The sequence below is a fragment of the Streptomyces zaomyceticus genome, assembly GCF_014656215.1.
Lineage (GTDB): Bacteria > Actinomycetota > Actinomycetes > Streptomycetales > Streptomycetaceae > Streptomyces > Streptomyces zaomyceticus.
Window position 1 is genome coordinate 90,327 of sequence record NZ_BNBZ01000025.1, and the last position, 12,931, is coordinate 103,257.

A 12,931-nucleotide genomic window follows, 5' to 3' on the forward strand; every position below is an offset into this window, starting at 1 on the left:
GGGCCGGGCCGCCCGCGCGGCTCCGAGTGGGGCGCGCGCCGGTCGAAGTGGCGCGCGCCGGTCGAATCTCCTGGCCAGGAGAGCCCCGTCCTTGGCAGGCTGGTCCCATGATCCGTACAGCCACGCCCGCCGATGTCCCCGTCATCCACTCCCTCGTCCGTGACCTCGCGGAGTACGAGAAGGCCCTCGACGAGGTCCGGACGACCCCCGAGCAGCTCCACGAGGCCCTCTTCGGCGAGCGTCCCGCCGCGTTCGCGCACATCGCGGAGGACGAGGCCGGCGAGGTGGCCGGGTTCGCGCTCTGGTTCCTCAACTTCTCGACCTGGCGCGGAGTCCACGGCATCTACCTGGAGGACCTGTACGTCCGTCCGGAGGCGCGCGGCGGCGGCCACGGCAAGGCGCTGCTGCGCGAGCTCGCGCGGATCTGTGTCGAGCGCGGCTACGAGCGCCTGGAGTGGTCCGTACTGAACTGGAACACGCCGTCGATCGAGTTCTACGAGTCCCTCGGCGCCCGTCCGCAGGACGAGTGGACGGTCTACCGGCTGACGGACGGCGCGTTGGCCGACCTGGGGGCGGGCGGCGCTTCGGCCGACCCGGGTGCGGACGGTGCGGACGGTGCGGACCTCCGGAGCGTCTGAGATGGCCCTCGACACCGCCTGGCGCAGGGGCTTCCTGTGCCGGTTCCTGGTCGTGGTGGCGGCGTCCGCGCCGGATCAGCGGGCCTGGCGGGAGGAGCACGACATCCTCGCGGCCGAGCTCGCCCCGGACCTCCTCCTCGGTCTGCGGCTGGCTCCGGGGCTGGCGGAGGAGGGATCCCTCAGCGGCGACTCGCTGGCCGATGTGCGGCTGATCGAGGCGGTCCTCGAGGAGATGACCCGCGACGGGGCGACGGACTGGTGGACCGCGGAGGCGCTGTCCGACTCCCCGGGCTGGGCCCGGCTGCGGGAACTGGCCGGGCGGGTGCTCGTCAGGGAGGGGGAGACCGGTACGGGCCTCCGGGACCTGCGGGTGCTGCCGCGGGAGAACCGGTAGCGATGACGGGCCCGGCCGCCACGGGGTGTAGGAAGGTGCCATGGATACGGACATTGAGCAGCGGTTTCAGCGGATCACGGCGTTCATCGAGGCGCGGTTGACGCCTCTCTTCGACCCGGCGAACGGCAGCGACCACGGTTTCGGCATGGACGACACCTCCCGGGCCCTGCGCGCCACGCGCTACACCGTGCAGGCGGCCGCCGCCGTCAACGGGCTGGTCGAGAAGCGGGAGTCGGCGCCGGAGCTGCGGCAGGTGGTGGACCAGGCGCTGGAGCACAACTGGGACGTGCTGCGCTCCATCGCCCGGATGTGGGAGGACCACCCCGACTTCCTGAAGGAGTTCAAGGCGCACTCCTGGGACGTGGTCGGGGTCTGAGGTCCGCATGCGGTCGGGGTCCGGGGCCTGAACGCGGTCGGGGTCCGAGGTCCGGGGTTTTCCAGGGGGCCGCGAGGCGATTCCTAGGGGATCAGGACCACCTTGCCCGTCGTGCCCCTGGTCTCCAGGGCGCGGTGGGCGCCCGCCGCGTCCGCCAGCGGGAAGCGGTGGACCGCCGGGCGGAGGGTGCCCGTGGTCGCCGCGTCCAGGGCGGCGAGTTCGAGGTTGCGGACGTCGCCGCCCGCCTTCTGGATCATGACGGGGCCGAGGACGGACTCCGAGGTGATGCCGCGAGCGGCGAGTTCCTCCGGGGTGAAGGTGAGCGGTTCGCCGTCGTGGAGTCCGGCGCCGGACCAGCCGAAGACGACGTGCTGTCCGCCCTTGCCGAGGAGGTCGACGGCGGCCCGTCCGGTGTCGCCGCCGACCGAGTCGAAGACGACGGTGGCGGTGCGGCCGTCCAGGTACGCGCGGACCTTCTCCGGCCAGCCGGCCTGCTTGTAGTCGACGGCCAGGTCGGCGCCGTTCTCCTGGACGAGGGCGACCTTCGCGGGGCCGCCGGCGAGGCCGACGACGGTGGCGCCGGCGTTCTTGGCGTACTGGACGAGGAGGGTGCCGATGCCGCCGGCCGCGGCCGGGACGATCGCCACCGAGTCGGGGCCGAGCGCGGTGAACTGCAGGATGCCCAGGGTGGTGCGGCCGGTGCCGATCATGGCGACGGCCTCGGCCTCGCCGAGGTGGTCGGGCAGGGCGTGGAGGCGGGCGGCGTCGGTGACGGCGAGTTCGGCGTAGCCGCCGGGGACCATGCCGAGGTGGGCGACGACCCGCCTGCCGAGCCAGGACGGGTCGGTGCCCTCGCCGAGGGCGTCGACGGTGCCGGCGACCTCGCGGCCGGGGACGGTCGGGAGTTCGGCGGGGGCCGGGAAGGGGCCCGTCATGCCCTGTCTGAGCGCGGTGTCGAGGAGGTGCACGCCGGCCGCCGCGACCTTGACGCGGACCTGGCCGGGGCCCGGTACGGGGTCGGAGGTCTCCTCGTACGTGAGGTTCTCGGCGGGGCCGAAGGCGTGGAGGCGGATGGCGTGCATGGTGGTTCCCCTGTCTTCGTGAGTCGTGGTGCGAGGTGGTGACAGGGATCAGCCTCTGACCTCAAGCATGCTTGAGGTCAAGGCCCGTAGTGGGGCCGTTCCCCGGCACGGGCCCACGGCCCCGGCCGAGGGCGGGGCGCCCCGCGCGCAGCGTCAGCGACACCGCCTCGACCGCGCTCGTGAACGACACCTCCGACAGCACCCCGGGCGCCGCCACCTGGTCGCCCACCAGATACACCCCGTCGCCCCGGTCGACGGCCGGCCGGTCGCGCCAGGTCGTACCGGGACGGTCGACCGCCCCCGTACGCCCCTGGGAGACCGACTCCCGCCGCCACACCGTCCGCTCCCGCCAGCCCGGGAAGCCGAGGTCGAGGAGGCGTTCCGCGTGGGCGACACCGTCCGCCTTGGTCGCGTCGGGGCCGATCGGCAGCTGCGCCTGGATCAGCTGTTGCCCGGCCGGGGCGAGCGAGGGGTCCTGGGCGGTGAACCGCTCCAGCCAGCCCGGCGCGTCCAGGTCCGAGACCACGAAGGGGTCCCCCTTGCGGGTGCGCAACGCCAGGTCGAACAGGACGGTACGGCCGCTCTCCCAGGTCAGCGACGGGTCGCCGAGAAGCCGGGCGGCGGCGGGCAGCGAGGTCGCGACGACCACCGGCCCCTCGCCGACCGGCAGGCTGTCGACCCGGGACGAGGTCTCGATCCGCACGCCCGTCTCCCACGCGCGCGCGACCATCCGCTCGATCAGCTCGCCCCAGCCGCCGCGGAGGTAGTGGGCCTCGGGAGGCAGGGCGGCGGCCCGGTGCAGCCGCTCCTGCACGAAGCGGGCGGAGAGCCCGCCGGGGTCGTGGTGGAAGAGCGCGACCCCGGCGTAGGCGGCGGCCTCACGCGCGGCCCGCTCGCCCGCGAGCCCGGTGGCCCAGCTGTGGAAATCGAGGTCCACGGGGGCCTTCTCGGCGGTACGGAGGGACTGTCGCAGCAGACCGAGCGGCGGGACGCGGCGCAGGGCACCGGCGCGGTGGAAGCGGAACCGGAGGGACTCGGCCGCCGGCAGCGGGGCGAGGGGTCCGAGGAGGCCGCGCTGCTTGAGCCAGGTCCAGTGGGGGCCGCGGGCGTAGAGCGCGTGGGGTCCCTCGTTGGTGCGGTACGGGCCCTCTGCGGTACGGGCCCGGCCGCCGGGCGTCCGGTGCGCCTCGTACAGGGTCACCCTGGTGCCGGCCTCGGCGGCGGTGATGGCCGCGGTCAGTCCGGCGAAGCCGCCGCCGATGATCGTGAGCTTCCGCATGTCGGTCTCCCTCGCGTCCCCTGTGTGTCCCGTCCTGAACGGGAGACGGCGGACGGCGGCGCGGTTGTGACATCGGGGGCGCTGTCAGTGGCGTACATCACCATGGGGTCATGGCGGCGAACAGGAAGAAGAAGGTGGCGGGGGCGCGGCGGCCGGAGGTGCGGCTGCCTCCCCTGGAGGCGTACGAGGGCGGTCTCGAGCCGGACGGGGACTACGACGGCCTCGAACTGACCGGGCTCGATCTCACGGGCGGGTCGGGGGAGGGCGCGCGGTTCCTGGACTGCGCGCTGCGGGACTGCGGGCTCGACGAGGCGCGGCTGACGGGGGCCCGGTTCCTCGACTCGGTCCTCACTGGCGTACGGGGGGTGGGGACGGTCCTCGCCGGGGCGCAGCTGCGGGACGTGGAGGTCGTGGACGCGCGGCTCGGCGGGGCGCAGCTGCACGGGGCGGTGCTGGAGAGAGTCGTCGTGAGGGGCGGGAAGAGCGACTATCTGAACCTGCGGGCGGCGAAGCTGAAGGACGTCGTCTTCGAGGGGTGTGTGCTGAGCGAGCCCGACTTCGGGGGCGCCTCGCTCGAACGGGTGGAGTTCGTGGACTGCGTGCTCACGGGGGCGGACTTCAGCGGAGCGCGGCTCAAGGACGTGGATCTGAGAGGGGTCCAGCGTCTGGAGATCGCGCGCGGGGTGGAGTCCCTCGCGGGCGCCGTGATCTCGATGTCCCAGCTCCTCGACCTGGCGCCGGTGCTCGCGGCGCAGCTGGGGGTGCGGGTGGAGGAGTGAGCGGGGAGCCGCGTCGCGGGGGTCAGGGCAGGCGGGGGAAGCGGGCCTGGAGGGACCAGATGGCCGGGTTGTCGGCGAGGCCCTCGTGCATGTCCGTGAGGTCGGCGATCAGGTCGTGGAGGAAGTCGCGGGACTCGCGGCGCAGCGCGGAGTGGTTGAAGGTGACCGGCGGCTCGTCGCCGGGCATCCAGTCGGCCTCGACGTCCACCCAGCCGAAGCGGCGCTCGAAGAGCATGCGGTCCGACGACTCGGTGAAGTCCAGCTCGGCGTACTGCGACTTGGCGGAGCGGTTGCCGCGCGGGTCCTGGTCGAGCTGCTCGACGATGTCGCACAGGGCCCAGGCGAAGTCGAGCACCGGCACCCATCCCCAGGCTGTGGACACCTCGCGGTCCGTCTTGGTGTCGGCGAGGTACACGTCCCCGCAGAACAGGTCGTGGCGCAGGGCGTGGACGTCCGCGTTGCGGTAGTCGGTCTGCGGCGGGTCGGGGAAGCGACGCGAGAGGGAGTAGCCGATGTCGAGCACGGAACCGATGGTGTCACGGCGCCAGGCCCGCCTCGTACGCGAGGATCACCAGCTGCACCCGGTCACGGGCGTCCAGCTTGGTGAAGAGCCGCGCCACGTGCGCCTTCGCCGTGGCCGCGCTGATGTGGAGCCGTTCCGCGATCTCCCCGTTGGACAGACCGCGGCCGACGAGGACGAGCACTTCGCGCTCCCGCGCGGTGACCCCGGCGAGCGCACGGGGCGGGAGGGAGGCGGTGGGCTCGGCGCGGCCGGGCCGGGTCCGCGCGGACGGTGGGCCGGCGGGCTCGGGGCGGGCCGCGAACTCCTCGATCAGACGGCGGGTGACGCCCGGTGCGATCAGGGCGTCCCCGGCGGCGACCACCCGGACCGCCGCGAGGATGTCGTCCACGGCCATGTCCTTGACCAGGAAGCCGCTGGCGCCGGAGCGGAGCGCGCCGTACACGTACTCGTCGTCGTCGAAGGTGGTGAGGACGAGGACCCGGGGCGCGTCGGGGCCCGTCGTGACGATCCGGGTGGCCTCGATGCCGTCCATGCCGGGCATCCGCACGTCCATCACGACCACGTCCGGCCGCAGCTCGCGGGCGAGCCGGACCGCCTCGGTGCCCGTGCCCGCCTCGCCGACCACGACGAGGTCGGGGCTGTCCGCCATCAGGACGCGCAGCCCCGCCCGTACCAGCGGCTGGTCGTCGACGAGGAGGACCTCGACGGGGGCGGCGCTCACGGGGTGGGGGTTCCTTCCTGGGCGGCGAGCGGGAAGGACGTGGCCGGGGCGGGAGTCGGGGCCGCGGACAGGGGCAGGGGGAGGGGCAGCTCGGCGGTCACGTGGAAGCCGCCGCCGGGGCGCGGCCGGGCGGAGAAGCGGCCGCCGAGGAGCGCCGCCCGTTCGCGCATGCCGACGATGCCGTATCCCGTTCCGCCGGGGGAGGCGGATCCGGTGGCCGGGGTGGCCGCGGTGGCCGGGCCGTCGTCCGTGATCTCGACGAGCAGGGCGTCCTCGCCCCGCTCCACCGTCACCCGGCAGGCGGGCGTGCCCGCGTGGCGTACGACATTGGTCAGCGACTCCTGGACGATCCGGTACGCGGCCAGATCGACCTCCGGAGGCAGCGGCCGTCCCGGGTCCCCGAGGTGCCGGACCTCGACCCGGACGCCCGCGTCCGCCGTCGACGCGGTGAGCCGGTCCAGGTCGGCGAGGCCGGGCGCCGGGTCGCGCGGCGCGAGCCCGTCCCCGGGACCCCGTCCGACAGCGGTGGGCCCGGAGCCCGGTCCCGCGGACCGCCCCGGGGTGTCCCTCGCCGGGGCCCGCAGCGCGCCCAGGGTGCGGCGCAGACCGGCCAGGGTCTCCCGGCTGGTGGTCTCGATGGTGGCGAGCGCGTTGCGGGCCTCGGCGGGCTGGGTCTCGATGACCCGGCGGCCGACGCCCGCCTGGATGGCGATGACACCGATGCTGTGCGCGATCACGTCATGGAGTTCGCGGGCGATTCGCAGCCGCTCGGCGGTGACGGCCTCGGCCGCCGTCCGGGCACGCAGCTCCGCCGCGTGCGCGCGCCGCTCCCGGGCGGAGTGGCCGAGCAGCCCGGCGGTGAGCAGCGCGAGCGCCAGGGCCACGACCGTGGTGACGAAGATGTCGTGGCCGGAGGTCAGGTACAGCGCCGAAGCGATCTGCACGGTGAGTGTCGCCGCGGCGGCGGACAGCGCCACCCACCGAGGACGCCGGGCCGCCAGCAGACCGACGCAGGCGTCGGCGGCGAGCATCGGAAGGTAGATCGGCTCGGGGTCCGGCCGGGTCATGGACGCGGCGAACAGACCGACGAGGAGCAGCCCGAGCGCCACCTCGGGCCGGCGCCGCACGAGCGGCAGCAGGAGACCCACGCCGACGGCGGTGAGGAAGAGCCGGAGCCCGGTGGAGCGGAACGGTCCCGCCTGCACACCCGTGAAGAGGACGAAGGGGTGTGCGGCGGCCGCGCACCAGGCCAGGATCGCGGCGGCCCGTCCGCCGGGGGCGAGGGCGGGCGCGGAGGTGCCGGTGGGCGCGGTGGTGGCGGGCATGGGCCGATCGTAGGTGCGGGCGGGCGGCCGGACATCGGCCTCGGGGCGTACGCCCGCGGGCCACTGTGCGCTGGTCGTTTGTCGCCGGCGGGCCGATGCCGGCGGGGGTGTGGTCCCGGCAGCGTGGACCGGGTGATCGAAGTAGACGAACTGACCAAACGTTACGGCCGCCGGTCGAGCGGCCGCCCCGTCATCGGCCGCCCCGTCATCGGCCGCTCCGCCGTTCGCCTCGCCGGCCCTGCCGGCCCTGCCGGCCCTGCCGGCCCTGCCGGCCCTGCCGGCCCTGCCGGTTCAGCCGCCGACCGCGCCGCCGTTCGCCCTGCCGGTTCCGCCGCCGACGGCGCCGCCGGCCCTGCCGCCGACCGCCCCGCCGCCGCCGGGCGACTCGCGGTCGACCGGCTCGGGTTCACTGTCCGGCCCGGGCGCGTCACCGGGTTCCTCGGGCCCAACGGGGCCGGGAAGTCCACGACCCTCCGGCTGATCCTCGGTCTCGACGAGCCGACCTCCGGGAGTGCCACCGTCGACGGGCGGAGGTTCCGGGAGCTGCCCCGGGGGCTGCGGCACGTCGGGGCGCTCCTCGACGCGCACGACGTGCACGGCGGCCGGACCGCCGAGGGGCATCTCGCCGCGCTCGCCCGCACCAACGGCATCCCGCGCCGCCGGGTCGCCGAGGTCCTCGGCGAGGCGGGCCTCGCCGAGGCGGCCCGGCGCCGGATCGGCGGCTACTCCCTCGGCATGAAGCAGCGGCTCGGAATCGCCGCCGCCCTGCTCGGCGACCCGCCCGTGCTGCTCTTCGACGAGCCGGTCAACGGCCTGGACCCGGAAGGGGTGCTCTGGGCGCGCGGGCTGTTCCGGCGGCTCGCCGCCGAGGGGCGCACGGTGTTCGTCTCCAGCCATCTGATGAGCGAGATGGAGCACACCGCCGACGACCTCGTCGTCATCGGCCGCGGGCGGCTGATCGCCGCCGAGAGCCTGGCGGACTTCGCCGCGCGCGGCACCGGCGGGGGCGCGGGACGCGGTGTGACCGTGCGGACCGCCGACCCGGCCGAGGGACCGGGACTCGCCGCCGTGCTGACCCGCGCCGGCGCCACCGTGCGAGCTCCGCGAGCGGCGGAGGGACCACTCGTGGTGACGGGGATGGGCGCGGACCGGATCGGCGTGCTCGCCTTCCGGCACGGCACCCCGCTCGCCGAACTCTCCTCGCGGGGCTCGTCCTTGGAGGACGCGTTCATGGAACTGACCGCGGACAGCGTCGAGTACCGGCGGAAGGGCGGAGCCCGATGAACGCCGCGTACCCCACGGGGGCCGTCGACGCCCGCTTCCGGGATCTCCTCGCCGGCGAGTGGATGAAGCTGTGGTCCCTGCGCTCCACCCCCTGGGCGTTCGGCGTCGGCGCGTTCGCCGCCCTCTGCGTCAACCTCAACGCGACCTTCGCCGACTACCGGAACCATCCGCGCTACTCCGAGGGGATCCGCGAACTCTTCGTGCCCATCTGGGCGATGCGGGACGCCTTCACGCTCGGCGGGGCCATGGTGTTCATGCTCGCGACCGGTGCCGTCGGCGCGCTCGTGATCGTCGGCGAGTACGGCACCGGGCAGATCCGTACGACCTTCGCCGCCGTGCCCGACCGGCGGGCCGTGATCGCGGCGAAGGCCCTGGTCCTCGCCGCCGTGATGCTCGTCCACGGGGCCCTCGTCGCCGGAGTGTCCTTCGCCGCCACCCAGGCGGTGCTGTCCGGCCGGGACGCCGGCATGTCGATCGGTCACCCGGGCGCGGCGTCGGCCGTCGCCGCGTCCGCGCTGCTCGCCCCCGTGTGCGCGCTCGTCGGCTTCGGCCTCGGCGCGCTGCTGCGGCACACGGCGACGACGATCGTCACCCTCACCGGTGTCCTGCTCCTGCTGCCCGCGCTCGTCGACGGTCGCAGCCGCTGGTCGGCGACGGTCCTGCACGCCCTGCCGCAGGGCGCGTGGCGGCGGCTGACGGAGATCGGGGAGTCGCCGGTGCCGGTGGAGTTCCCGTGGACGGCGGCCGGGGCGTGGACGGTGTACGCGGTCTGGTCGCTCGCCTCCGTGGCGGTGGCGCTGGTCGCGGTCCACCGCCGGGGCGTGTGACGCCGGGCCGGGTCGTCTCCTCCGATCCGGAAGTGACGGCCCGGGGGAGGAGCGGACGTTCAGCTGCGGCCGTGCACCGCGCGGGCCACCCGGGGGCCCAGCCAGCGCTTGAGGCGGCGCAGTGGCTCCAGCTGCTCGGCGGCCCGGTCGATCCGGTAGTAGAGCTGCGGCGGGATGTGCGGGAGCAGCGGCGAGTGGCGCTGGCCCAGGAGCGCGAACATCCTGGCCGGCTCCAGGCGCATGTAGCGGGGGAGGTTCTCGTACCACTGGGCGCTGTAGCGGGCCGCGCTCTGCGCGGAGACGAGCTCGGCCCGGCGCCGCTTCCCGTACCCGGTGAGCGCGGAGTCGAGGTCCCCGCCGGAGCGCAGCGCGTCCGCGAGGGCGAGCGCGTCCTCCAGGGCCAGGGTCGTGCCCGCGCCGATCGAGTAGTGCGTGGTGTGGGCGGCGTCGCCGAGGAGGACCAGGTTGCCGCGGTGCCAGACCCGGTTGGTGAGGGTGCGGAAGGTCAGCCACTGGGCGGGGTCGTCGGCCCGGTCGCGGCCGATCAGCTCGTGCCCGTCGAGAAGGTCGTGGAACAGCTTCTCCAGGAGGTGGAGGCTGTCGGCCTCGCCGAGCGTGTCCAGGCCGAGGCCCGTCCAGGTCTCCGGGGAGCACTCGACGACACAGGTGGAGCGCTCGCCGCTGAACCCGTAGGCGTAGCACCAGATCCAGCCGTGCTCGGTCTCCTTGAAGGCGAAGCTGAAGGAGTCGAACACCTTGGTGGTGCCGAGCCAGATGTACTGGTTGCGGCCGCTCGTGACCGTGCTGCCGAAGTGGTCGGCGTGGGCCTCGCGGAGCGCGCTGTTGACGCCGTCGGCGGCGACGACCAGGTCCGCGTCGGCCAGTTCGGGTGCGCCGGGCCCGGGGATGTCGTGCTCGAACTCGACCCGTACGCCGAGCTCCTCGGCCCGGTCGGCGAGCAGGGCGAGCATCCGCCGCCGCCCGATCCCGAAGCCCGCGTCGCCCCGGTGGACGGTCCGTTCGTCGCGGACGATGGCGACCCCGTCGTTCCAGGTCACGGACGCGTCGGAGACGGCGGCCGCGGACTCGGGGTCGCCCGCGCGCAGCTTGTCGAGCAGCCCGGCCCAGTACGTCACGCCCCAGCCGTACGTGGAGCCCGCGGGGTTCCGCTCGTACACGGTGATCTCATGGGCGGGGTCCTGCCGCTTCAGCAGGATCGAGAGATAGAGGCCGGCGGGACCGCCGCCGACGATCGCGAGCTTCACGTGCGCTCCCACGGGAACTGAGTCTTGACACTGTGCGGTCGGGAAGCAACGCACAGTAGCAGCGGGGGGCCGTGCGTACGGACCGGACGCGGATGACGGCAGGCTCGCGCGTACGGCGGGACTCACGCGTACGGGCAGAACGTGCCTACGGCAGGACGTGCCTACGGCAGCAGGCGTCGTTCCTTCGCCACCGCGACCGCGCCCGCGCGCGTGTCGACGCCGAGCTTCGCGTAGATGCGCCCGAGATGGGTCTTCACCGTCGCCTCACTGATGAACAGGGCCCGCGCGATCTCGCGGTTGCCGAGACCGCGCCCCAGCTGGCCGAGGATGTCCCGCTCCCGGTCCGTGAGGCTCGGGCCCGCCGCGCCCCGCATGCGGTCCATGACCCGGCTCGCGACCGGCGGGGAGAGGGCGGTGCGGCCCTGGGCCGCCGAGTGGATGGCGGCGAACAGCTCCTCGGGCCGCTCGGCCTTCAGCAGATAGCCGGTGGCCCCCGCCTCGATCGCCCGGGTGATGTCGGCGTCCGTGTCGTAGGTGGTGAGGACGAGGACGTGGACCCCCGTGGGAGCGATCAGCCGGGTCGCCTCCACGCCGTCGATGCCCGCACCCAGCTGCAGGTCCATCAGAACGACGTCGGGCTTCAGCTTCGCCGCCATGGCCACGGCCTCCTCGCCGCTGCCCGCCTCGCCGACCACCTCGATGTCGGGGGTGCTGCCGAGCAGGGCCAGCAGGCCGGCGCGGACGACGACATGGTCGTCGCAGAGGAGGATCCGAACGGACATCAGGACTCCAGGGAGAGCGGGATCGCGGCCGAGAGCACCGTGCCCTCGCCCGGGGTGGACTCGACTGTCAGGGTGCCGCCCAGCTGCTGCGCCCGCACCCGCATCGCGGGCAGTCCGTGGCCGCGCACCCCGCCCGGCCTCTCGGCCGGGTCGAAGCCCCGGCCGTCGTCGGCGATGTCCAGGACCACCTGGTCGTCGAGGTACGTGAGGGTCAGGGCGGCGGAGTCGGCGCCGGCGTGCTCACGGATGTTGGCGAGGGCGCCCTGCGCGATCCGGAGGAGTGCCGACTGCACCCGCTCGGGGAGCGGGACGGCGGCCCCGTCGACCCGGAAGGCCGCCGACTCGCGGGCCGCGAGCCCGCGCAGCGCCTCTTCGAGCCCCCCGCCCTCGGCGAGGTCGGCGGGGGCCAGGTCGTGCACGAAGCGGCGGGCCTCGGCGAGGTTGCGTTCGGCGATGGACTCGGCGGTACGGACATGGCGGCGCGCGGTCGACGGGTCGCTGTCCCAGGTGCGGTCGGCCGCCTGGAGCAGCATCTGCTGACTCGACAGGCCCTGCGCCAGGGTGTCGTGGATCTCCATCGAAAGACGCTGCCGCTCGGCGAGGGTGCCCTCGCGGCGCTCGATCGCGGCGAGCTCGCGCCGGGTCCGGATCAGGTCGTCGATGAGGGCTCGCTGCCGGGCCGCCTGCCGGTCCGAGTACACGAAGACCCCGGTGGCGATGGCGGCGACGGCCGGCGGGGCGACGATCAGGTTCGGGTCCCAGCCGCCGTGCGCGAGCTGCACCTGCGCGAACACCACGAACGCGGTGAGCAGGGTGACCAGGCCGAGCGCGGCCCGCGCCGGGAGGGTGCGCAGCCCCGTGTAGAAGAGCGGCACCGCGCACCAGGCGAAGCTCGGGGCGAGGACGACGAGGAGGATCCAGACGGCGACGACGGTGCTCAGCCAGGCGATCCGGCGGGGCGCGGCGCGGGTGCCGACGACGGGGCCGAGGAGGTAGAGGGAGGCGAGGGCGCCGGAGAGGGCGACGATCCAGGGGCTGCGGTCCTCCCAGGGGTGGCGCAGCAGGAAGCGGGCGAGCGAGGCGCCGAGGAGGAGGAAGAAGGCGATGTGCATGACCCGCGCCAGCCAGAGGGCGTCGGGGTCCCGGTCGGTCTCGGTCGGCCGCGTCACGTTCTCACCTTCCTGACCTGGTCATATGTGTCCATCCTGGCCCGGAGGGACCACGGGGGCATCAGCCGATCGGCTGACCCGGTCGTCGTCCAGTGTGCGTGAGGAGGGCAGCCGGACCGTGGACCGAACGGCCCGGGTTCCGGCCACAGGATGGATTGCAGAGCGAAGGACGGACCGCTTGAGCGGTTCACCTCGGCTCGGCCCACTTCTCCTCGCAGTTCCTCCCCTCCTCACCCTCACGGAGTTCCCCATGAAGAAGATCCTCTTCGGTGCCACCGCCGCCGCTGTCGTCGCCGCCGGCACCTTCGGCGCCGTCTCCGCGAACGCCTCCGCCCCGGCCGCCGCCCCCGCCGCCGTGGTCCGCGCCGACGCCGGCGACGACAACCTCCAGCAGTCGACGCACCTGACGATCGAGGCCGCCACCAAGGCCGCGCAGGCGACCCTGGACGCCGCCGAGAAGGAGAACCAGCGGGTCTCCGTCGCCGTC

General features: G+C 74.4%; 14 protein-coding genes and 1 pseudogene. 7 read left to right on the plus strand and 8 right to left on the minus strand.

What is annotated here, in order from left to right:
• Positions 1-107 precede the first annotated feature (107 nt).
• The 3 genes from IE311_RS27420 to IE311_RS27430 are packed head-to-tail and all read left to right on the plus strand — an operon-like array spanning position 108 to position 1,408.
• The gene (locus tag IE311_RS27420; protein ID WP_189834506.1) at positions 108-638 is read left to right on the plus strand and encodes a GNAT family N-acetyltransferase; all 531 of its coding nucleotides are present in this window, start codon (positions 108-110) and stop codon (positions 636-638) included.
• A gap of 1 nt (position 639) precedes the next feature.
• Positions 640-1,032, plus strand: coding sequence for a hypothetical protein (locus IE311_RS27425; protein WP_189834507.1), 393 nt, complete (start codon positions 640-642; stop codon positions 1,030-1,032).
• Between the two features lie 40 nt (positions 1,033-1,072).
• Positions 1,073-1,408, plus strand: coding sequence for a hypothetical protein (locus tag IE311_RS27430; RefSeq protein WP_189834508.1), 336 nt, complete (start codon positions 1,073-1,075; stop codon positions 1,406-1,408).
• An 83-nt stretch (positions 1,409-1,491) separates the two neighbouring features.
• On the opposite strand, the gene IE311_RS27435 is transcribed toward IE311_RS27430, so the two are convergent.
• Together IE311_RS27435 and IE311_RS27440 are read right to left on the minus strand one after the other, a co-directional pair.
• On the minus strand, positions 1,492-2,490 hold the full coding sequence (locus IE311_RS27435) for a zinc-binding dehydrogenase (RefSeq protein WP_189834509.1): 999 nt from the start codon (positions 2,488-2,490) through the stop codon (positions 1,492-1,494).
• Between the two features lie 61 nt (positions 2,491-2,551).
• Positions 2,552-3,769: a phytoene desaturase family protein gene (locus IE311_RS27440; protein ID WP_229902195.1), complete on the minus strand. Its 1,218-nt coding sequence runs from the start codon at positions 3,767-3,769 to the stop codon at positions 2,552-2,554.
• Positions 3,770-3,879: 110 nt separating this feature from the next.
• Between IE311_RS27440 and IE311_RS27445 the strand changes: the two genes are divergently transcribed.
• Complete coding sequence (locus IE311_RS27445; RefSeq protein ID WP_189834510.1) at positions 3,880-4,548, plus strand: pentapeptide repeat-containing protein; 669 nt, start codon at positions 3,880-3,882, stop codon at positions 4,546-4,548.
• Between the two features lie 22 nt (positions 4,549-4,570).
• On the opposite strand, the gene IE311_RS27450 is transcribed toward IE311_RS27445, so the two are convergent.
• Genes IE311_RS27450 through IE311_RS27460 form a run of 3 tightly spaced genes read right to left on the minus strand, consistent with a single transcriptional unit; the run spans position 4,571 to position 7,117 of the window.
• Positions 4,571-5,071 (minus strand): hypothetical protein, encoded by a 501-nt coding sequence (locus tag IE311_RS27450; RefSeq protein ID WP_189834511.1) that lies wholly within the window; start codon positions 5,069-5,071, stop codon positions 4,571-4,573.
• Positions 5,072-5,084: 13 nt separating this feature from the next.
• Positions 5,085-5,792: a response regulator gene (locus IE311_RS27455; protein WP_189834512.1), complete on the minus strand. Its 708-nt coding sequence runs from the start codon at positions 5,790-5,792 to the stop codon at positions 5,085-5,087.
• Positions 5,789-7,117, minus strand: a complete 1,329-nt coding sequence (locus IE311_RS27460; RefSeq protein ID WP_189834513.1) for a sensor histidine kinase — start codon at positions 7,115-7,117, stop codon at positions 5,789-5,791. The genes IE311_RS27455 and IE311_RS27460 overlap by 4 nt, the downstream gene beginning before the upstream one ends.
• 132 nt (positions 7,118-7,249) lie before the next feature.
• On the opposite strand from IE311_RS27460, the gene IE311_RS27465 reads away from it, so the two are divergent.
• Positions 7,250-8,401: an ATP-binding cassette domain-containing protein gene (locus tag IE311_RS27465; protein ID WP_229902196.1), complete on the plus strand. Its 1,152-nt coding sequence runs from the start codon at positions 7,250-7,252 to the stop codon at positions 8,399-8,401.
• Positions 8,398-9,228 carry an ABC transporter permease subunit gene (locus IE311_RS27470; RefSeq protein WP_189834514.1) on the plus strand — a complete coding sequence of 277 codons (831 nt, stop codon included), beginning with the start codon at positions 8,398-8,400 and terminating at the stop codon, positions 9,226-9,228. The genes IE311_RS27465 and IE311_RS27470 overlap by 4 nt, the downstream gene beginning before the upstream one ends.
• Positions 9,229-9,287: 59 nt before the next feature.
• Here IE311_RS27470 and IE311_RS27475 read toward each other — a convergent pair whose 3' ends face one another.
• The 3 genes from IE311_RS27475 to IE311_RS27485 all read right to left on the minus strand — a co-directional run bounded on the left by IE311_RS27475 (position 9,288) and on the right by IE311_RS27485 (position 12,444).
• Positions 9,288-10,493 (minus strand): FAD-dependent monooxygenase, encoded by a 1,206-nt coding sequence (locus IE311_RS27475; RefSeq protein WP_189834522.1) that lies wholly within the window; start codon positions 10,491-10,493, stop codon positions 9,288-9,290.
• A gap of 161 nt (positions 10,494-10,654) precedes the next feature.
• On the minus strand, positions 10,655-11,275 hold the full coding sequence (locus IE311_RS27480) for a response regulator (protein WP_030223700.1): 621 nt from the start codon (positions 11,273-11,275) through the stop codon (positions 10,655-10,657).
• Complete coding sequence (locus tag IE311_RS27485) at positions 11,275-12,444, minus strand: sensor histidine kinase (RefSeq protein ID WP_189834515.1); 1,170 nt, start codon at positions 12,442-12,444, stop codon at positions 11,275-11,277. Before IE311_RS27485 ends, IE311_RS27480 begins: the two co-directional genes overlap by 1 nt.
• Before the next feature lie 118 nt (positions 12,445-12,562).
• Here IE311_RS27485 and IE311_RS36870 point away from each other — a divergent pair.
• Positions 12,563-12,931, plus strand: a pseudogene (locus IE311_RS36870) (heme-binding protein); the annotation flags it as partial.